The organism is Micavibrio aeruginosavorus ARL-13, from assembly GCF_000226315.1.
Lineage (GTDB): Bacteria > Pseudomonadota > Alphaproteobacteria > Micavibrionales > Micavibrionaceae > Micavibrio > Micavibrio aeruginosavorus_B.
In genome coordinates this window covers 2,161,266-2,181,659 of sequence record NC_016026.1, presented here as the reverse complement: position 1 = coordinate 2,181,659, position 20,394 = coordinate 2,161,266, and the positions used below count along the sequence as shown (strand labels likewise).

The window sequence follows — 20,394 nt, the reverse complement described above, 5'->3', positions numbered from 1 at the left end:
TACGCTCTTGAGTTTGTTGAATGATACGGCTGTAACGCCTGTAACGTCATTTACATTAATGGCAACCGTCTATGATGCCCTTCATACCAGAAGTCGTAGCCGGTCAGTATGTATTTGCAGGCGCGTCGTACTTCAATCCAGAAAGCACGATCATGTTTATCTTGAAAATCGTCAAACTGGCGAAGGGCCACATAGATCAGTGCGTCTTTCCCGCGGAAGGCTATAATTTTCTTGGCCACGTCATAAGCATCATCTCTAAACGAGCAGACGACATTCTCCATCTCCAGATTAAATGACAGCTGCTGCATATCACCAGGGTGGAATAAAAAGGGCGTCCAGCAGGTCTTCACCTGATATGTCACGGGGGTCTTCTCCACGAGATAATGCCCTCTCTTCAGCTACTCCTTGAACCTGACTGGCGACACTTAATGGCAGGCCAATATAAGGAACGCTGGCAATCAAGATTTCCGGCAGAGAATAGGCCGCTGATTGTGCGATCATAAATGGCGTAAATGTGATTGGGTCTGATTGCTTACGATCCGATAAGAAAGACGCGGTGAGATTAATAATCATTAAAACCAACAAAACTGCTGCTGTAATTTTCACGCGGGTTTGTATTTCCTTTCGGCGTACGATTTTTCTAAACGCACTCCTTATGGCCAAGCCTCCTATGAAAATGAAAATTGGCGACAGCATAAGGCCGGACTCTTCAAGCCCCAAAACCACAAGCAGTACGCGATCAATAATTATCAACGTCGCAAGTGCCAAAACCGTCACAGCTGTGAAGGTACAAAGACGTATAGATATGTCCTTGGCTTTTATTACTATTTTTGAGGACAGCTTTACCTCTTCATTTTGAGCAATCTCTATCACATCGGATCTCCCACACGGCCATAGACAACAAGCTCGCCAGATTTAAAGCACGCATAGTAACGGTCAGAATAATCGCCAGGGCGGCGGTTCCAGAAGTCGCGCCACATGCTGTAGAAATAGCAGTCCCCTTGGCCCTTGATCGCAGCGGAACTGTCAGGCTCGCCCATAATGGCACGCACCTGATCTTTGGTCATACCCAGCTCAAGCTGGTTTGTGGTGGAACGCGGATTAGCGCAGCCAGAAAGCGCCAATACGGTGATCAAAATGCAGATATATATTTTCACGTCATTTCCTTTCATGTACGGAAAACCACCAGAGCTGTCCTGCCCTGGTGGCTGGGTGTTTTCATCCGTATCAAGTGAAACGGCGCGATGCTTTTGGGCTTGCGCCTTGGACATGACATCGCCACCCAGCCGTGAGCTGAGTAGCGACACATTTCCGGCAGTGTCTTTGCCGCACTTGATGGGGATGAAAAGCCCCAGAGACAGTTTTTTGCTGTCTCCAGCAACCACGTTAAAGAAACGCGCCTGGATTAACAATCCTGATCGAATTTTTGAGGCGATTTTCATTGATAAAAATGGATGAGAAAAAGCTAACCTTGTACGGGCAAAGAAAAAGAACGAGTCCCTACAACGCTTTAGAGTGCACAGTCGGAGCAGGATTCAAGGCGAGTTTTGGTGACACTGCGGTGAAACGCTCTGACAGGGCTAAAAAGCGGCTGAAAACAAGCTCTTTTACTTTCAGCGCCGGAGCGTGCATGAGGCCAGGGGGCAGACACGGTCCTGCTCGAATCCAAGGAGAGTATGTGGTTGAATCTTAAGACGGGCATTACCGACGCCCGTATGAATAACCATAATCGCAAGAATATAAAGTGTATTGCGTAACGATACACAATACAGTATGGTGAGTTAATAGGGAGATTCGCCATGACAAAAAAGAACCAGACCGACAGCCTACATCCCGGCCCTTACATAAGGGAAAATGTTCTGCCTAAGGGTATGAATGTAACTGAGGCGGCCAAAAGGCTGTCTGTGGGAAGGCCGGCGCTTTCCAATATGCTGAATGGAAAAGCCGCATTGTCGGCGGACATGGCGGCCAGGATCGAACATACGTTCGGTGCGAGTGCTCATAAACTTATGGATATGCAGGCCGCATACGACGCTGACCTTGCCAAAGGCAAGGTGGGGGAAACGACAAAACCATACGTGCCTCCGTTTCTTCAGCTCAAGGCGAATGACATTGAAACATGGGCGGGAACTCTCACTGCTCGTGCGAGGCTCTCCGTATTTCTTAGAACGCTTGTAAATTCAACCGGCATTAAATTAGAGAAATGTGAATTTCCAGGAAACGATGATTCGGAGCGCCCTGGGTGGGATGGATATGTAGAGGCCGGTGATGTGACCCCTTGGATACCGGCCGGAAAATCCGGATGGGAGTTTGGGGTTAATCAAGAACCAAAAACCAAAGCTGATGGTGATTACGCTAAAAGCGTTGATCAGACACCTGCGGATGAACGCAAGGAAATCACCTTTGTGTTTGTTACGCCCAGGCGGTGGCACGGCAAAGGCGAGTGGGAGAAGGAGCGCAAGAAAGAAAAAAATGGAAAGACGTTCGGGTTTTTGATGCCAGCAATCTGGAAGAATGGCTTGAGCAGTCAATTCCAGGACAGGCGTGGTTCGCCAATGAAATTGGCCTTCCGTCCGAGGGCGTGCGTTCATTAGAAGCGTGCTGGCAAGAATGGCTAGCGGACTGTGCTCCGCCTCTCTCGCCTGAACTTTTTGTTCCTGCCATCGAAGGATTCAGGCCATCAGCCAAGAAAAAACTATTAAGCGCGCCAGGAGAGCCTTTGATTGTAGCTGCCGATTCGACGTTGGAAGCCCTCGCGTTCCTGCATTGCTTGTTTTCACAAAACGATTCTGAGCTGTCGCATCTGCGTGATCGCGTCATCGTGTTTGATAAGCCTGGTCAACTGACAAAGCTGGCATCGCAGTCGCCGCATTTTGTTGCTGTAACTGCCAATCGGGAAGTTGAGAAAGAGATAGCGCAGCACGCGAAAAATCTTCGTTCGATAATTCTGTACCCTCGTAGTGCCATCAATAACGAGCCGGATATAGCTCTTGAACCTCTAACTTACGAACCCTTTAACAAGGCCCTAAAGAGCATGGGGTGTAACGATGATGAGATTAGCCGTCTAACCCATGAATCAGGCAGGTCGCTGACAATCCTTCGTAGGCGCTTATCCAAAACAAGAGCGATTCAAACACCATATTGGGCATCGGATCAGGGTACAGCAAGATCGCTTGTACCGTTTGCCTTTGCAGGCGCTTGGAAAACAAGGAATGACGCAGATAAAGTTATAATGGAGCTTTTGTCGGGTCAATTCTCGTATGCAGAGCTAGAACAGCAAATAGCGGCATTGCAGCAACTTGAGGATTCCCCAATCTGGTCTGCCGGATCGCTCCACGGCCTTGTTTCCAAGATTGACGTCATGTTCGCTATCAGCAAGGACATTACTGAGCCTGACATTCAGCGTTTCCTGAATGTGGCGAAACTTGTCCTATCAGAAGACGACCCATCTCTGGATTTACCTGAAGATCAAAGATGGGCCGCTGGCATGTACGGAAAGAGCCGCGATATTTCCTCCGCTTTGAGAGACGGTATATGTGAAACGCTTGTGCTGCTTGCTGTCTATGGGAATCAGATACTGAAAAATCGCCTTGGCGTCGATCTGGAAGTAAGGGTTGGACATCTCATTGAAGAATTGTTTACCCCGCTTACAATCCGAACCTTAGAAGCTAGCTCCGGCGATTTACCCATGTACGCTGAGGCCGCACCGAAGGTATTTCTGAATATCCTGGAGCGCGACCTTGAAAGCGCTGAACCGCAATCCCTTCTTTTAATGCGCCCTGTTAACACCGGTTTGTTTGGTCGCTGTTATCGTTCGGGGTTGCTGTGGGCTTTGGAGGGATTAGCATGGTCTGAAGAGTATCTAGTGTCCACAGTCTTAATTCTTGGGCGCTTGGCTCAGCAAGAAATAGACGACAACATAATGAACAAGCCAAGCGCCAGCTTAAGCTCGATTTTTCGTTGCTGGATGCCTCAAACGGCTGTCTCTATTGAAATACGCATAAAAGTCCTTGAATTGTTGGCACAAAAGTTTCCCGATGTGGCGTGGAAAATTTGTGTTGAACAATTTGATGGAAACTCTCGGACGGGTCACTACAGCCATAAGCCACGATGGAGAACAGACGGGCACGGATATGGGGAGCCTGTTACACGGGGCGAAGCTAGTAAATTTGCGCTCCACGCATTAAACATGACAATTGCCTGGAAAAATCATAATCGGGAAACTTTGGCTGATTTGGTTGGTTGTCTGCGTTGGCTTGATAAAGAAGACCAAGATAAAATATGGGATCTGGTTGAACAGTGGAGCAAGCAGGCTTCCGATGAAGATAAGAGTTGGATGCGGGAAAAAATCCGTATGAGCGCTTTTACGCGGCGCGGTCTAAAACATGGAAAGGCCGGAAAGGATTTAAATCGAGCAAGGACGCTATATGAATCCCTAATGCCCTCTGATGTGATTCTCAAACATGAATGGTTATTTTTAAAGCATTGGATCGAAGAATCCGCTGACGAGCTTGAAGAAGATGAAATGGATTTCAAGAAGAGGGACGAGCGCATCCTGGCCATGCGAACAGAAGCCTTAGCAGAAATTCTAGCCGCGCGAGGTATGCAAGGTGCTCTAAAACTTGCCGAGAAAGGGGAGGCCGCAAATTTAATTGGTTGGATTATTGCTCGAATCTATGAAAATCCTACAGATTTTGTACAGGCTATCCGTTTTGTTCTGGATCGTGGCCCCCTCTCGGAAAGTTCTTCTCGCCGGTTTCTTACGTATGGTGCTTTGTCGTCTCTGCCTGAAGATCGGGCCTTAAAAATCATACCAGAGCTTTTAAAACATCTTCATGATTCTGAGTTGGTTCCTGTTCTTACTCTCTGCCCGTTTAACAATTCCACTTGGAATGAGTTGAGAGGCTTGGATGACGAAGTGCAGAACGGGTACTGGCGCGATGTTCCGGCAAGCTGGTCGCATAACACAAGCGAGGAGCTTCAATATGCAGTAGATAAACTAATCGAAGCCAAGCGTCCTCGAACAGCCTTTCATCTAATTCGTTTTGACATGGAGAAGATTCAGCCGAAACAGATGGTAAAGCTGATGCGTGCGATAGGGGCGGACGATGATGAGCCTACCGACTGTTATAAGCTAGAATCGTACGCTATTCGCGATGTGTTTGAGCGCCTGAATAGAAGCGGTGAGATTGCTGTTGATGATCTCGCTGCTTTGGAGTTCAAATATATTGATGTTTTCGATACTGAAGACAGTCATATTCCAAATCTGGAAAACCAAATCGAAAAAAACCCGGAAATGTATGTTCATGCTGTTGTCTTTGCCTACAAGAGAGATGATGGCGGCGAAGACCCTAAAGGTCTTCAGGCAAATGACGAAGAGCACAAAGAAAATAGAGCTGTTGCCGCCTATAAGCTCCTAGAAAGGCTTGCTCGAATACCTGGTCACAATAAGGATGGTGAACAGGATTCAGGGGAAATAGTAAAATGGGTTCGACAAGTGCAGGCGGGCTGTAAAGAGCTGGCACGTGGAAAGATAGGCGACCACGCTTTAGGCAAGCTATTTTCGACAGCTCCGGCTGGGGATGATGGAATATGGCCATGCAAACCCGTTAGAGATGCTCTGGAACAAGTCCTCAACGAAGAAATGTCCGATAGCTTAAAAACAGCCCTTTACAATAAGCGCGGAGTGCATTGGCGCGGCGAAGGCGGCGATGAAGAGCGAAGACTGGCAAGTGAGTTTCAGCAGTGGGTTAGTGCTCTACAGTTTACACACCCTAAAATCGCAAAGGTTTTGAGCCGTTTAGTTAAGACCTACCAGCATGAAGCGGAGTGGCAGGACACAGAGGCTGTTGCAAGGCGACGGCTGAGATCGTAACGGGAAGATGCAATGGGAAGAAGTCGCAGAAAGAAACAGACTGAAACTGTAGAGCCATTTGATTTCTCAAAAATCACAATACCGGAACATCGTTCTGAATCAGAAATTTGGGATAGCTTGGAAAAGATATGCGTCTCGCCAGGATACGTTCACGCCTTAGCTTTTCTATGCTGGAGAGATAATTTTATCGGTTATCAGGAGGGGAATTTTAAGCCGACCGACCTCGATAAGATGAAATCTTCAGAGCGTCTTTTGCGCTCAGAGCTATCCTTGCTTATAGGGCTGATGGTAAAAGCACCCATTGATTTTGCGTGGCCTACGCCACAAGCGGTTCAGCATTATATCGACGAAACGGAAAAACTTATGGCCGAACTGCACAAGGCTATGAGTGCCGTGCTTTGGGCTAATTTCAAAGAAACTGGCTTTGATCCCACCAAGAACCCGTTCACGCACGGTATGGCTATGCGTGAACCGTTCTTCTATGCGAGCGAAGCCGCTTATATGTTTCAGTACAGGGATTTTTCTCCCGAAAGATATGGTCGAGATGAGGCATGGTTTCAGGAAAAAAAAGGATTCGCGCCGAGCGATGTGAAGAAGATCATTGACGCTATTTCTGAAATCCAGCTTGAGAAATTCCAGTCCTTGCGGGAGCATATAAAACCTGAAGAGATGGAAAACTTCACTCTTCTCCCAGCTTTCATGTATTCAGAGAGCGCAATCGCAGAGGCTTCAGGATGTTCAGTAGAGACGACAAGGAATGTTCTGAGAGCTTTTTCTCCTCAATCACTACCCTGCAATCAATCTTTCAAAACTGTTGGTTCATTTAACGAAGTCAGTGCCTATCCCATCATCCCTGTGGGAGAGGGAAATCATTTGCTCCTCCAGAATTACAGTTTGGCCGAGAGTGCTTACGAAACGCCTGCCTTCTGGATGAGTAAAGATGCTGCTTACGCTGAAACGGCAAAGAAAAACCGAGGATTCTTTACTGAGAATTTTTCGGCAAACAGGCTTCGGCATATCCTTGGAACCGATCATGTTCACGAAAACGTCTATATTATGAAAGGCAAGAACAGGGTCGGAGAAATTGACGTTCTGGCCTTGTATGCGGATCGCGCCATCATCTTGCAGGCCAAGTCGAAAAAACTGACAGAGGCGGCCAAAAAAGGTGACGATCACGCGATCAAAACCGACTTTCAGAAGGCGATTCAGGACGCATACGATCAGGGATTCAAGTGCGCTGAGTTGATAGGGGATGACGAGTACCGTTTAACCGATGAGCAGGGGAATTCTCTCACCCTGCGCAGAAACTTTGCCGAGATTTTCGTTTTCTGTGTCGTATCAGAATACTATCCGTCGCTAGCGCGGCAAGCAGACCAGTTTCTGAAGAGAAGAGAGCATGATGTCATCAGACCTCCTTACGTCATGGATGTGTTCTTTCTGGATGTCCTGTGCGAAATACTTGATACACCCCTTCAATTCTTCAATTTTCTACATCGGCGCGTCGGTTCGGAGCGCGTGAAATCTGAGAGTGAACTGGCGGTTCTTTCGTATCATCTCGCCTATAATCTGTGGTTCGAGGAAGGATACGACTTCATCGATCTTGGAGAAGATTTTTCTGTCCATCTTGATGCTGCCATACTTGCGAGAAGAGAGGGATTACCAGGGGAGAGAACTCCAAAAGGAATTTTAACCAAGCTGCAAGGCACGTTCTTTGATCGCCTTATACAGCAGATTAGCAGATTGGAGACAGATAACGTATTAGAGCTTGGTTACTTTCTACTCGAAATTAGCGAGGACGGAGCAAATCAACTCGCACAAAGTTGTGAGACGATTATGACCCAAGCGCGGCTAGACCGCCGTGCGCACGACGCTACTATGGGGTTTGCGAAGTCAGGCATAACGATACATTCCAATTATCTGGATAAGAAAGAAGCTGGCCAGCGTCTTTTTGCCCACTGTTCAGCGGCTAAATATCGACAAAAAGCCGAAACATGGTTCGGGGTAGCTCTAAATCCTGAAACTGGTGATATTGATTTTGCACTTGGCTTGAAATCGCCATGGGAACAATCCAACGACATGGATCATGTCATCTCCCAGTATTTCCCTGCGGCGCCATATAAAAACATGAAGCAAGCCCTGAAACACTATCAATCCCAGTCAAAGCGCAAGGTTGGCAGGAATGAGCCTTGCCCCTGCGGAAGCGGTAAAAAGCACAAAAAATGCTGCTTGCGATAAATTTCCTACAATCTGTCGCTCAATACCCGGATCGGGAAATTTTTTAGCCGCCCATCGGATACAGAAAAAACTGCGTGTCTGGAACCGCCCCGGAGGGGTGCTTCGCTCATAAACCTGATACCAGGGGCCGTTTTTTTGTTCTTGGGCACTGAGACTGGTTGCTTTTTGAAACCTAATTCGGTTACGATTGTCAGTGAACGATCACGGACGGAAATGGGCTTGCTTTGATGGTCTGGGGGTATGTTCGGGGGTACGATTCAAGTTACTGCCCCTGCATATTCAACCACTACAGACGCTTACGCTTCAAATGTGAAGACCTTCACCGCTCCAATTCGGATCAAACAAAAACCCTCCCAATCGGGAGGGGTGTTTTTGTTTGTTTTGTTTGGTAGGGTCCTACGCCGTCTTAATCGAGTCAATAAACGTCTGAATGCTCTTTTTCAGGGTTTCGGAGCGTTGGGCGAGTTCTTCGGACACCTCGCGCACCTTGCTGGAGGTGGTGCCGGTTTCTTCGGTGGAGTGGTTCACTTCCGTGATGTTGCGGACCACGTCTTCGGTGCCGACGGCGGCGTTGGCGACGCTGCGGGAAATTTCCTGTGTGGCGCTGCTTTGTTCTTCCATCGCGGCGGCGATGGAGGCGGACGCGGCGGTTAAATCCTCGATCACGGTGGAGATGTTGTCGATCATGCTGACGGCATCCTGGGCCTGGGCTTGCATGCTTTCAATCTGTTCGCGCACCTTTTCCGTGGCTTTGGCGGTTTCGTTGGCCAGTGTTTTGACCTCGCTGGCGACCACGGCAAAGCCCTTGCCGGATTCCCCGGCGCGGGCGGATTCGATCGTGGCGTTCAGGGCCAGCAGGTTGGTCTGCTCGGCAATTTCCGAGATGATCTGGATCACGTTGCCAACGGCGTTGGCGGTTTCTTCCAGTGTTTTCATCTGCGTCACGGCGGTTTCGGCGGCGCGCTGAACATCAACCGATTGCTGGCTGGTTTTGTTCAACTGGACGCTGATTTCATTGATGGACGCGGTCAGCTCCTCGGTCGCGGCGGATACGCTTTGAACGTTCGTGCCGGTTTCGCTGGCGGCTTCGGTCACGCGGGATGACAGATCCATGGTTTTGGATGCGATGCGCGACATCATGTCGGATGCCGATTGCATGTCCACGGTGGCCTGTTCCAGCGCGCTGGTGGTTGCGGTGGAATCGTCGCGGAAACGGGCGACCAGCGCCTCGATCTTCTGCGCGCGTTGCAGGCGGGCCTCGTCTTCCTTGCGCTGTTGTTCCTGAAGCTTTTCATTCTCCAGCCCGTTATCACGGAACAGCAGCAGGGCGGACGCCATCTGACCCACCTCGTCCGTGCGGTCGGTGTCGGTGACGGAGACATCCCATTGTTTCTGGACCAGCCGATTGGTGACGCCGACCAAGCGGGCCAGCGGCTTGCTGATCATCTGGACCAGGAAGATCGACACGGCCACGGTGGCCGCGAACATCAGGATCGCGCCGACAATAACAACGATACGCGTTGTCGCCATCACACGGCGTTGCGACTGTGCACTGTCCTGTAACAGTTGGGTCAGCGGCGTGTTAATCGCGTTCAAATGTTCGGTCATGGTGCGCTGGATCGCCGCATTTTCTTCGGAGGCTTGAATCAGGCGGGCCAGATCGACGGTTTCGGGCCGGGTCATGTAGTCCAGCTGTTTGGCGACAATGGTGCTTTTCCATTCCGCAATATCGGCATAGATCGCTTCGCCCTTGGTGACGTAATCACCGCCAAGGCTTTTCAGCAGGGTGATGGTGTCGTTTTTCTCGGTTTCCAGCTGGGCCTGTTCCTTGAGGTACAGGTCACGCTTGGCCAGATCGCCGGAGTTCAGGAAGTCGGCCAGCGATGTTTTCACTTCGGCCAGATCGCGTTCGAGAGCGTACACGTCTTCCTGCACCCGGTTGACGGATTCAACGTATTCCAGATTTTTCTGCAGGCTCAGCACGCTGACAAGAATATAGGCGCCGACGGCAATGCTGATCAGCATTGTAAAGCCCATACCCAGAAGCAGTTTTTTCTGTAGCGACATATTTTTTAACATGATTACTCACCTGTCGATTCTGCGGGCTGGGCGTTATTTTCAGGGGCCGGTGTGGCGGCGGGGGTTTCAGGCGCTGGCGTGGCCTCCGCGGTCGGTTCCGCTGCAGGCTGGGCCACAGGTTCGACCACAGGTTCTGGCGCGGGCTCTTCGGCGTCCGCCGTCTTCACATCCTTACGGGCCTGCATGCGGCGTTGCAATTCGGTCAGGTTGACTTCAACCGTCACGGCACCAATCGCGGTGCTGCCACTTTCATCGGCGATGGCCAGATTGACCTGGGCGTTCCAGGTCATGGTGCCGTCGTTAAATTCGGCGTCATCGACAAACACGGCGGTGGGGCCGACGGGGTAGGTTTTTTGGAACTTGCCTTCATCCCCCTGCCAGAAGTCGGAGGACAGGTTGCTTTGCCCGACATTCAGGCCGTTTTTATCCATCACGAAAATTTCGGTATACAGGCCGGAGGAGTGCGCCTGAACCCGGGTGAGGTAGGTGGAGAGGGGGTTGGACAGGGTCGCGGCGACCAGCGGCTTTTCATCCGCCTTCAGCTCGGCCACCCATTGTTGGTCCAGCGCGGTAATCGCGGCCGGGTCCAGATCGCTGTATTTCTGGTTCTGGTTCAAAATCGACAGGCGGACAATGTCGCGGTCGATAAAATCGCGGATTTCGCCAATCAGGTCCTCGGACACCAGCGCACTGGTCGGTGGCTCGGCATAGGCCGGCAGGGCCGTGGTGAAAAACAGGCCAGACACGGCAAACAGTCCGGCAATGAGGGGGCGATATGGTGGAGGATGCGACATTCGGTATAACCTTCATTCACTACGCAGGTTGGGTACTCAGGAATAAGATAGTATCATTCTTCGCTGAGGCATGTATTGAGATTGTCCCATACGAAATCTTTATTTTTGGTTTCGGCGATGGGGCGCGTTCTGTATAATGCCTTGTTCTTAAAGATCTTTTAATGGGCGGTTTCGGCGCATTATGGCTTTCCCCTTTCTGGTGCCCGCATGGGTTCTTTTTGGTTGCGGTGCAGCAATTCTGTCGGCGGTTTTGATGCTGTTGCAGGAACGTTTGCGGGTCGATGGCTATGCGCTGGCCATCTGGTGCAAAATTGCCTGTGTGTGCGTCACCTTGCCGTTTGTGCTGGTCAACGGCCTGCCGACCCAGCCGTTATTTTACCTGTTTCTGGGGGTGGGGGCGGTGCTGTGGTCGATCAGCGACGTGGTCTTTTTTCGCGGTATTCCGCAGGCCGGGGCCGGCGCGGTCAGCCGGGTTCTGCCCTCCTCGATCCTGATCAGCTTCCTGCTCTGGTTCGTGATTGACCCGGATTTGCTGCGCACCTATCTGGGTCAGCCGTGGGTCTTTGCGGGGATTGCGGTGGTTATGGCGCTGTGGGCGTTTTGTGCCAGCAATCTGCGCAAATGCCCGGTGTCGATGGGGGCGTTGCGGGCGGTGTGGTTCGTGCTGTTTGCGGCGTCGATTGGGCCGTTGCTGGCCAAGCTGACCACCCAGAATGCGGCGATCGAGCAGGGGCCTTATGCCTATGTTTTTGTTGAAGGTTTGATGATGATCACACTGCTGGGGACCTATGGGTTGATCCGCCGGCCGATCACGCCGGGGGTCTTTTTTGCGCCCGCGACGATGCGGGGCGGAATGCTGATCGGCATGGTCATGGCGGCGGCGGTCCTGCTCAGCCTCTATGCCTATTATGCGGCGGATAACCCGGCGTACGTCCCGGCGGTGAAATTGCTGGATGCGGTCATAATCCTGGGGGTTTATGCCGCCATCGGCCGCCGGAATAACGGCGATATCTGGTCCGGGCTGGGGGTGGTGGCCTGTGCGGCGCTGCTGATCGCCCTCAAGAGCTTCGTCTAGTGGCCCGTTGGATGAGGGGCTGGGGGATTATGGTTATGGAGGGCGCTGTGGCCGCGCCCTATGAAAAACCATGAAAAAGATCCATAAAAACCGCGGCGTTAAAACCAGTTGACACAGCGCGTCAACTTTCTTAAACCCTCACCTTAATGCGCTGGAGGCGTCCGTTTCCGCCAATGTCGATAGGGTGCCGCGCTATTTTAACATTTCCAAAAACTTAGGAGAGACTAGAAATGGCAAAGGGTAAGTTTGAGCGGAATAAGCCGCACGTAAACATCGGCACGATTGGTCACGTTGACCATGGTAAGACGACGCTGACGGCCGCGATTACGCAACAGTTTTCGAAGGAAGCGCTGGCGTATGACCAGATTGACAAGGCTCCTGAAGAGAAAGCCCGTGGTATCACGATTTCCACGTCGCACGTTGAATATGAAACCGCGAACCGCCACTACGCGCACGTTGACTGCCCGGGCCACGCTGACTATGTGAAGAACATGATCACGGGTGCGGCACAGATGGACGGTGCTATTCTGGTTTGCTCCGCTGCTGACGGCCCGATGCCGCAGACGCGCGAACACATTCTGTTGGCCCGTCAGGTTGGCGTTCCGGCGATTGTTGTGTTCATGAACAAAGTTGACCAGGTTGACGATGCAGAACTGCTGGACCTGGTTGAGATGGAAATCCGCGAACTGCTGTCCAAATACGAATTCCCGGGCGACGACATTCCGGTGGTGAAGGGCTCTGCTCTGGCCGCTCTGGAAAAACGCGATCCGGAAATTGGTGAGAAAGCCATTCAGGCTCTGATGGAAGCTGTTGATGCTTACATCCCGACCCCGGCCCGTCCGAAAGCAAGCCGTTCCTGATGCCGGTTGAAGACGTATTCTCGATCTCTGGCCGTGGTACCGTTGTAACGGGCCGTGTTGAGCAGGGTATCGTGAAAGTTGGCGAAGAGATCGAAATCGTTGGTATTCGCCCGACGCAAAAAACGACCGTTACGGGCGTTGAAATGTTCCGCAAACTGCTGGACAGCGGTGAAGCTGGTGACAACATCGGCGCTCTGCTGCGTGGTACGAAGCGTGAAGACGTTGAGCGTGGCCAGGTTCTGTGCGCGCCGGGTTCGATTACCCCGCACACGAACTTCACGGCTGAAGCGTACATTCTGTCGAAAGACGAAGGTGGCCGCCACACGCCGTTCTTCACGAACTACCGTCCGCAGTTCTACTTCCGCACGACGGACGTTACGGGCATCGTAACGCTGCCGGCTGGAACGGAAATGGTTATGCCTGGCGATAACGTAAACTTCGAAGTCGAACTGATCTGCCCGATCGCGATGAACGAAGGTCTGCGCTTCGCTATCCGCGAAGGTGGCCGCACCGTCGGTGCAGGCGTTGTTGGCAAGATTGTGAAGTAATTTTTCACGATCAACCGATCGAAAAATAGAAAATCCCCACCGCGAAAACGGTGGGGATTTTTTTATCGTTCGACCCGGCCCCAGCATTCCCGCGGATTCCCACTTTTTCGCCCTCGCGCCGCAAAAACGAATCCAGTGAGTGGTTAATAATTTCTGAACAATTTCTTGTTGACACGTTGTTTGTAATGAAATTAGGTAAATGACGCTTATGCAAAGAAGAGCGAATTTAAAAAACGACCAGAAGCAGGGAGAATGCTATGTCGAGTAACGAATCCATTGGGATCTTGGGACAACTCCAAGACGATTATGTCAACAAGCAGCAAGATGCTCCGATTTCCCTGAGCGAATATCTCGATCTTTGCAAACAAGATAAATGGGCTTACGCCAACGCGCACGAGCGCCTGTTGAAAGCGATTGGCGAGCCGACGAAGCTGGACACCAGCTCCGATCCGAAATTGTCCCGTATTTTCAGCAACCGTGTTCTGAATGTTTATCCGGCATTCTCCGATTTCTACGGTATGGAAGATACGATCTCCGAAATCACCAAATTCCTGAAAGCTGCTGCGCAAGGTCTGGAAGAAAGCAAACAGATTCTGTATTTGCTGGGCCCTGTTGGTAGCGCGAAATCCTCTCTGGCCGAACGCTTGAAAGAGCTGATGGAGCAAGAGCCGTTCTACACATTGGCTGTTGAAGTTGATGAGCTGGATGAAGCTGGTGAAAAAACCGGCAAAAAAGTTCTGGAATACTCCCCGGTGAACGAAGATCCGCTGGGTCTGTTCGATCCGAGCCAACGCGTTGGTGGTCGCACCGTTTCCGATATCATGGAAGAAACCTATGGTATTGAGCGCCGCTACATGAAGGGCATTATGTCCCCGTGGGCTGTGCAGAAGCTGAAAGAATTTGACGGTGATCGTTCCAAATTCCTGGTTGTGAAACGCTGGCCGTCCAAACTGGATCAGGTTGGTATCTCCAAAACCGAACCGGCTGACGAAAACACCCAGGACATTTCCGCATTGGTTGGTAAAACCGATGTTCGTAAACTGGAAATGTACTCCCAGAAAGATCAGCGTTCCTTCGCATATTCCGGCGGCCTGTGCACAGGTAACCGCGGTATCATGGAATTCGTTGAGATGTTCAAGGCGCCGATCAAGACGCTGCACCCGTTGCTGACCGCAACGCAGGAAGGCAACTTCTCCAGCCCGGAAAACATCGGGATGATTCCGTTCAACGGCATCATTCTGGCCCACTCGAACGAATCCGAATGGACGAAGTTCCGTAACAACAAAGAAAACGAAGCGTTCCTGGCGCGTACCTACCTGGTGCGCGTACCGTACACGCTGCGCGTTGACGAAGAGCTGAAAATTTACCAGAAACTGCTGAAAAACAGTGCTCTGGCCAAGGCTCCGGTTGCGCCGGGTACGTTGGAAATGCTGGCCGAATGGTCCGTTATGACCCGTCTGAAAGAAACGGCGCACTCGACCGTTTACTCCAAGATGCGCGTCTATAACGGTGAAAACCTGAAGGACACCGATAAAAAAGCCAAGCCGTACACGGATTACCGTGACGAAGCCGGTATCGAAGAAGGCATGGATGGGTCCGACACCCGTTGGGCGTTCAAAACCCTGTCCAAAGTCTTCAACGAAGCCAGCGACGAGGTCAGTGCCGATCCGATCCGCCTGATGAACGTTCTGGAAGATCGTATCAAGAAGGAACAATTGGCTGGTGAAGTTGCGGCCCACCGCATCAACCTGATCAAGGAATATCTGCTGCCGAAATATGTTGAATTCGTTGGCAAAGAGATCAGCACCGCGTACGTCGAAAGCTACAAAGACTTCGGTCAGAACAAGTTTGACCAGTATGTTCTGTACGCAGATCACTGGATCCAGGATCAAGATTACCGCGATCCGGAAACAAACCTGACGCTGACCCGCGCCGATCTGGAAGAAGAGCTGCAAAAGTTCGAAAAGCCGGCTGGTATCATGAACGGCAAAGACTTCCGTAACGAAGTTGTGAACTATGTTCTGCGCGCGCGTGCCAACAATGGTGGCAAGAACCCGGCCTGGACATCGTACAAGCCGCTGGCCAACGTGATCGAAAAAGGCATGTTCACGACGATGGAAGAAATTCTTCCGGTGATTTCTTACACCGCAAAAGCGGATAAGAAAGCGCAAGAGCGTCACGAAGAGTTTGTGAAGCGCATGGACGAAAAAGGTTACACCCCGGCTCAGACCCGCGTTCTGACCGAATGGTATAGCCGCGTGCGCAAGAACAAACCGACAATGGGTTAATTTTACGACCCTATTTGAAATCGAATCTGGCGCAGCGCGGAATACAAACCCATTGGGGAGGGTATTCCGCGCTGTGTTCATTCCGATGGAACGCCGTGAAAAAGCTTGCTTTTTTGGCCTAAACCGCGTTGCATAGCGTAAACAATAAAAAGAAATCTTCAGGGAGAAGAGCTGTGAGCGAGATCATCGACCGTCGTGGTCAATCCAGCGGGCAAACAACCGCCAGTCGCCGCCGTTTTCGTGAGCGTTACAAAGGTTACATTAAAAAAGCTGTCGATCGTGCGATCAGCGATGGCAACGTCACCGACATTGGGGCCGGTGGCACGGATGTCAGCATTCCCAAACGTGATTTGAAACAACCACACATCAGCCACGGTCAAGGTGGTGTGAATGATATCGTTCACCCGGGCAACAAAGAGTTTGTCGGTGGCGAACGTTTCCGCCGTCCGAATGGTGGTGGCAGCGGTGGCAATGGCGAAGGCGCCGGCCAGAACGGCGGCGGTGAAGATGATTTCACCTTCCACTTGTCCGAAGAAGAATTCCTGAAATATCTGTTCGACGATCTGGAATTGCCGAACCTGGAAGAAAAACGCGAAGCCGACCTGACGAAATATAAACGTCAGCGCGCTGGTATCGTGTCCTCCGGCCCGCACAGCAAACTCGATCTGGCCCGTTCCAAGTCGGAAAAACTGGGCCGTGTGATGGGGATGAGCGCGAACGCCAACCGCAAAATGCTGGCCTTGCTGCAGGAAAAACGCGAAATTCTGCGGGCCTATGCACCGGATTACGTTCCGCCTGCCGACCCGGCCAAGGTGAAAATCGTCAAGCCGACCGAGATGCCGATGGCTCAGCGTATTCGCGGGATCAAAGGACAGATCGTAAAGTTGAGCGCGGAATTTGGTGCGGCTGTTCAGCCGAATGATGCCAAGCGCATGGCTGAAATTGATACCGAAATCAAAAAACTGGCACCGGGCCTGAAAAACGCGGCTGCCTGGAACGAATCCACCGACCTGAAATATCGTTTTGATACGAAAAAGCCGCTGCCGAACTCCAAGGCTGTGATGATTTGTATCATGGACGTATCCGGTTCGATGACGCAGGAGCACAAGGATCAGGCGAAGATTTTCTACTTCCTGCTCTATCGTTTCCTGAAACGTCACTATTTGAAAACGGACATCGTTTTCGTGCGTCACCACACCGAAGCGAAGGAAGTGGACGAAAAGGAATTCTTCTATGGCCGCGAAACCGGCGGGACGACGGTGTCTTCGGCATTGCAATTGACGCGTCAGATCATCGACCAACGTTACGGCGACGGCAACTGGAACATCTATGGCGCGCAGGCGTCGGACGGTGACAACTGGGCTGATGACACCCGTGCGTGCAAACCGATGATCGAAGATCTGTTGAAGGACATGCAGGCTTATTTCTACACGGAAATCACGCCGCGCGATCACCAGAATCTGTGGCACATGTATGCGGAAATTCAGGCCAAGCACCCGGACCAATTCTGGATGGGTCAAATCCGCAACCGTCAGGAAATTTTCCCGATCTTCCGTGAATTTTTCCAACGCCGCAGTGCCGGTACGAATGTCAGCGCAAATTTGCGCCCGGCATCGCTGGACATGATTTAATTGCCAATTCGGCTGAACGTTAAAAACGCTGCACGATAAAAAGAGTTAAAAGATGGCAAAAGAAAAAAGAAAACAGAACAGGTTATGGGCTTCCGCGAGAAAATCGAGGATTTGCTGAGCAACTATGTCGATGGTCGTGATGTCTTTAAAAAGGCGGATGACTGGGATTATAAGCTCGAGCTGGTTCCCGGGGCCGAGGACAAGGACATTCCGCGCAACTGGATTGAGCTGGCGGACAAGGTCATTTCCATTCTGGCGCACGATAAATACGGTCTGGATACCTATAAAAACCGCATCGAAATTATTTCTGCGGAAACGATGCTGGATCTGTACGCATCCGTTGGGCTGCCGGAAAGCTATCCGCACTGGTCCTTCGGGATGCAGCGTGAACAGGAAGGAAAGTCCTATAACCAAGGGCGGTCCGGTCTGGCGTACGAGATCGTGATTAACACCGATCCGGCGATTGCCTATTGCATGGACAGCAACACCAAAACCATGCAGATGCTGGTCATTGCTCACGCCAGCTATGGCCACAATTCCTTCTTCAAGGGCAACCACATGTTCAAGCAGTTTACAAAACCGCGGAACATTCTGGCGGATCAAGCCGCCATGTGCGAAGCCGTTCTGCGCTATGAAGATAAATACGGCCAGGAAGAAGTTGAAAAGGTTCTGGATGCGGCGCATGCCCTGCAAAATTATGGCGTAAACCGCTATAACAAGCCGAAAACGCGCACCCCGCAGGAAGATGCCGCCCGTCGCGCCGAACTGGAAGAAATGCGTCAGCGCAACGTAAACCCCTTGATGGACAGCCCGGTCTTCCGCGACGCGTTCAACAATGTTGCAAACGACAACGGCGAAAAACAATTGTTCCCCGCCGATCTGGAAGAAAACCTGCTGCGCTATGTTGCCGCCTATGCCCCGCATTTGCAGGAATGGCAGCGTGATCTGGTGCGCCGGGTCAGCGACCTGTCTCAATATTTCTATCCGCAACGCCAAACCCAGGTCATGAACGAAGGCTGGGCCAGCTTCTGGCACTACACGATCATGAATGACCTGCATGAAATGGATTTGATCGACGATGGAATGTCGATGGAATTCGTCCAATCGCATTGCGGCGTTCTGTTCCAACCGGAATTCGACAGCCCGTATTACAGCGGCTGGAACCCCTATGCGCTGGGCTTTGCGATCTACCAAGATATCAAACGTATGTGCGAAAACCCGACCGACGAAGACCGCGAATATTTCCCGGACATCGCCGGCAAGGAATGGCTGCCGACGCTGAAATGGGCGATGCAGAACTTCAAGGATGAAAGCTTTATCGAGCAATTCCTGTCGCCGAAAGTGATCCGCGACATGGGTATGTTCAACATCCATGACGACGAGCTGGAGGAGTTCCTGGTCGTTGATGCGGTTCAGAACCGTGACGGTTACAAGGTGATTGCCGAGCGCTTGGCGGCCCAATACCGCCTGGCGGAGCGTGAGCCGGCGATTGAAGTAGCGGGTTACAATTACCGCGGTGACCGCAGCCTGACCCTGCAGCACAAAATCTTTAAATACCGTCCGCTGCACGAGGAAAACACCAAGGGCGTGCTGAAGCATTTGTACAGCTTGTGGGGCCATCCGGTTGTTCTCCACTCCGTTGATCCGGAGTCAGGCACCGTTGGCGCAACGATCTCTGTACCGACCAATGCGGCGGAACGTGGCCTGAAAATCGGCGATAAGATGAAGTACAACATCTAATCCCGTTCAAATTTATTCAAAACCCCCGGTCTTTGGCTGGGGGTTTTGCTTTATGAACGGGGTGTGGGTTATAATTTTCACTGGAAATCAGCCCCCGGATATGGTTAAACAGGGGCCTTGACGCGCTAGGGGTATAGCTCAGTTGGTAGAGCGACGGTCTCCAAAACCGTAGGTCGAGGGTTCGAGCCCTTCTGCCCCTGCCATTTTCTCAATTAAGATAGGTGGCCTTTTGTTTTGCGTGCAAGCGCACGTGGGCCCTGCCATTTTTCAGACAATTCAGCCGAAAAATTTACGCCGCAAACTGTTCATCCACCATCCGGCGGACCATCGCGGGGTCTTTTTCTTTGTTGATGCGGTCGCGAAATTCGTTCGCGCCGGCCATGTCGGTGGCGTACCACGACAAATGTTTGCGGGCGATGGCGACGCCTTTGAATTCGCCGTAATAATCAATGATGGCGTCGTAATGGTCCTGAATAAGGCGCAGGCGGTCGGCTTCGGGCGGCGGGGCGCTGGCGGTGCCGGTGCGCAAATAATCCATCGTCTGTTTTAACACCCATGGCTTGCCACAACTGCCGCGCCCGATCATCACGCCATCCGCGCCAGAGGCTTTGAGGGCGGCTTCGGCATCTTCGGGGGTCAGGATATCGCCGTTGATGACCACGGGGATTTTGACGGCGTCTTTCACCGCGCGCACGGCATCCCAATTGGCTTCGCCCTTGTACATCTGGCACCGCGTACGGCCATGGACCGTGACCATTTGTACGCCAACATCTTCGGCCATTTTGGCCAGTCGCGGGGCGTTTAAATTGTCCGCGTCCCATCCCAACCGCATTTTCACGGTGACGGGAACGTTTACGGCCTTCACTGTGGCTTCCATGATGGCGCAGGCCAGCGGTTCATCCTTCATCAGGGCAGAGCCTGCGAATTTTTTGACGATCTTTTTCACCGGGCATCCGAAATTGATGTCGATGATGGCGGCCCCGCGCCCGACATTGATTTTGGCGGCCTCGGCCATGATGTCGGGTTCGCACCCGGCCAGTTGCACAGCCATGGGAAATTCTTCGGCGTAATTATCGGCATTGATGCGGAGGGATTGGGTTTCCTCCTGCAATGTCGCGCGGCTGGCGATCATTTCCGAAAAGACCAGGCCCGCGCCATGGCGCTTCACCAACCGGCGAAAGGGCAGGTCGCTGATGCCGGACATGGGGGCCAGAAACACGGGGTCCGGAATGTCGATATTGCCAATCAAAAAGCCCATAGCCGGGTGGT

The 20,394-nt window shown here is 51.8% G+C and carries 12 protein-coding genes, 1 tRNA gene and 1 pseudogene; 8 read left to right on the top strand and 6 right to left on the bottom strand.

Translation table 11 applies throughout. The features are described 5' to 3' along the window. Positions 1-50 precede the first annotated feature (50 nt). Genes MICA_RS12165 through bamE form a run of 3 tightly spaced genes read right to left on the bottom strand, consistent with a single transcriptional unit; the run spans position 51 to position 1,442 of the window. Positions 51-308 carry a hypothetical protein gene (locus tag MICA_RS12165; RefSeq protein WP_148260469.1) on the bottom strand — a complete coding sequence of 86 codons (258 nt, stop codon included), beginning with the start codon at positions 306-308 and terminating at the stop codon, positions 51-53. A gap of 1 nt (position 309) precedes the next feature. Further along, positions 310-873 (bottom strand): hypothetical protein, encoded by a 564-nt coding sequence (locus MICA_RS10335; protein WP_041794063.1) that lies wholly within the window; start codon positions 871-873, stop codon positions 310-312. Next, the gene (bamE, locus tag MICA_RS10330) at positions 870-1,442 is read right to left on the bottom strand and encodes an outer membrane protein assembly factor BamE domain-containing protein (protein WP_014103700.1); all 573 of its coding nucleotides are present in this window, start codon (positions 1,440-1,442) and stop codon (positions 870-872) included. Before bamE ends, MICA_RS10335 begins: the two co-directional genes overlap by 4 nt. 357 nt (positions 1,443-1,799) lie before the next feature. Here bamE and MICA_RS11940 point away from each other — a divergent pair, with 357 nt between their 5' ends. Further along, the gene (locus tag MICA_RS11940) at positions 1,800-2,594 is read left to right on the top strand and encodes a HigA family addiction module antitoxin (protein WP_049782147.1); all 795 of its coding nucleotides are present in this window, start codon (positions 1,800-1,802) and stop codon (positions 2,592-2,594) included. A 3,293-nt stretch (positions 2,595-5,887) separates the two neighbouring features. Beyond that, positions 5,888-8,110 carry an SEC-C metal-binding domain-containing protein gene (locus MICA_RS10315; protein WP_014103698.1) on the top strand — a complete coding sequence of 741 codons (2,223 nt, stop codon included), beginning with the start codon at positions 5,888-5,890 and terminating at the stop codon, positions 8,108-8,110. Between the two features lie 396 nt (positions 8,111-8,506). On the opposite strand, the gene MICA_RS10310 is transcribed toward MICA_RS10315, so the two are convergent. Together MICA_RS10310 and MICA_RS10305 are read right to left on the bottom strand one after the other, a co-directional pair. Further along, the gene (locus MICA_RS10310; protein WP_014103697.1) at positions 8,507-10,189 is read right to left on the bottom strand and encodes a methyl-accepting chemotaxis protein; all 1,683 of its coding nucleotides are present in this window, start codon (positions 10,187-10,189) and stop codon (positions 8,507-8,509) included. A 2-nt stretch (positions 10,190-10,191) separates the two neighbouring features. After that, positions 10,192-10,983, bottom strand: a complete 792-nt coding sequence (locus MICA_RS10305; RefSeq protein WP_014103696.1) for a hypothetical protein — start codon at positions 10,981-10,983, stop codon at positions 10,192-10,194. Between the two features lie 181 nt (positions 10,984-11,164). Between MICA_RS10305 and MICA_RS10300 the strand changes: the two genes are divergently transcribed. From MICA_RS10300 to MICA_RS10275, 6 genes and pseudogenes are all read left to right on the top strand, one after another. Continuing rightward, complete coding sequence (locus tag MICA_RS10300) at positions 11,165-12,058, top strand: hypothetical protein (RefSeq protein ID WP_014103695.1); 894 nt, start codon at positions 11,165-11,167, stop codon at positions 12,056-12,058. A gap of 230 nt (positions 12,059-12,288) precedes the next feature. Further along, positions 12,289-13,466: pseudogene (gene tuf / locus MICA_RS10295) on the top strand (elongation factor Tu). A 257-nt stretch (positions 13,467-13,723) separates the two neighbouring features. Next, on the top strand, positions 13,724-15,754 hold the full coding sequence (locus tag MICA_RS10290) for a PrkA family serine protein kinase (RefSeq protein ID WP_049782144.1): 2,031 nt from the start codon (positions 13,724-13,726) through the stop codon (positions 15,752-15,754). A gap of 173 nt (positions 15,755-15,927) precedes the next feature. Further along, positions 15,928-17,385: a YeaH/YhbH family protein gene (locus MICA_RS10285; protein ID WP_014103689.1), complete on the top strand. Its 1,458-nt coding sequence runs from the start codon at positions 15,928-15,930 to the stop codon at positions 17,383-17,385. An 84-nt stretch (positions 17,386-17,469) separates the two neighbouring features. Then, complete coding sequence (locus MICA_RS10280; RefSeq protein ID WP_014103688.1) at positions 17,470-19,125, top strand: SpoVR family protein; 1,656 nt, start codon at positions 17,470-17,472, stop codon at positions 19,123-19,125. Positions 19,126-19,252: 127 nt separating this feature from the next. Beyond that, positions 19,253-19,328: transfer RNA gene (locus tag MICA_RS10275), tRNA-Trp, on the top strand. Positions 19,329-19,414: 86 nt separating this feature from the next. On the opposite strand, the gene dusB is transcribed toward MICA_RS10275, so the two are convergent. Beyond that, on the bottom strand, positions 19,415-20,383 hold the full coding sequence (dusB, locus tag MICA_RS10270; RefSeq protein ID WP_014103687.1) for a tRNA dihydrouridine synthase DusB: 969 nt from the start codon (positions 20,381-20,383) through the stop codon (positions 19,415-19,417). Between the last annotated feature and the right edge of the window lie 11 nt (positions 20,384-20,394).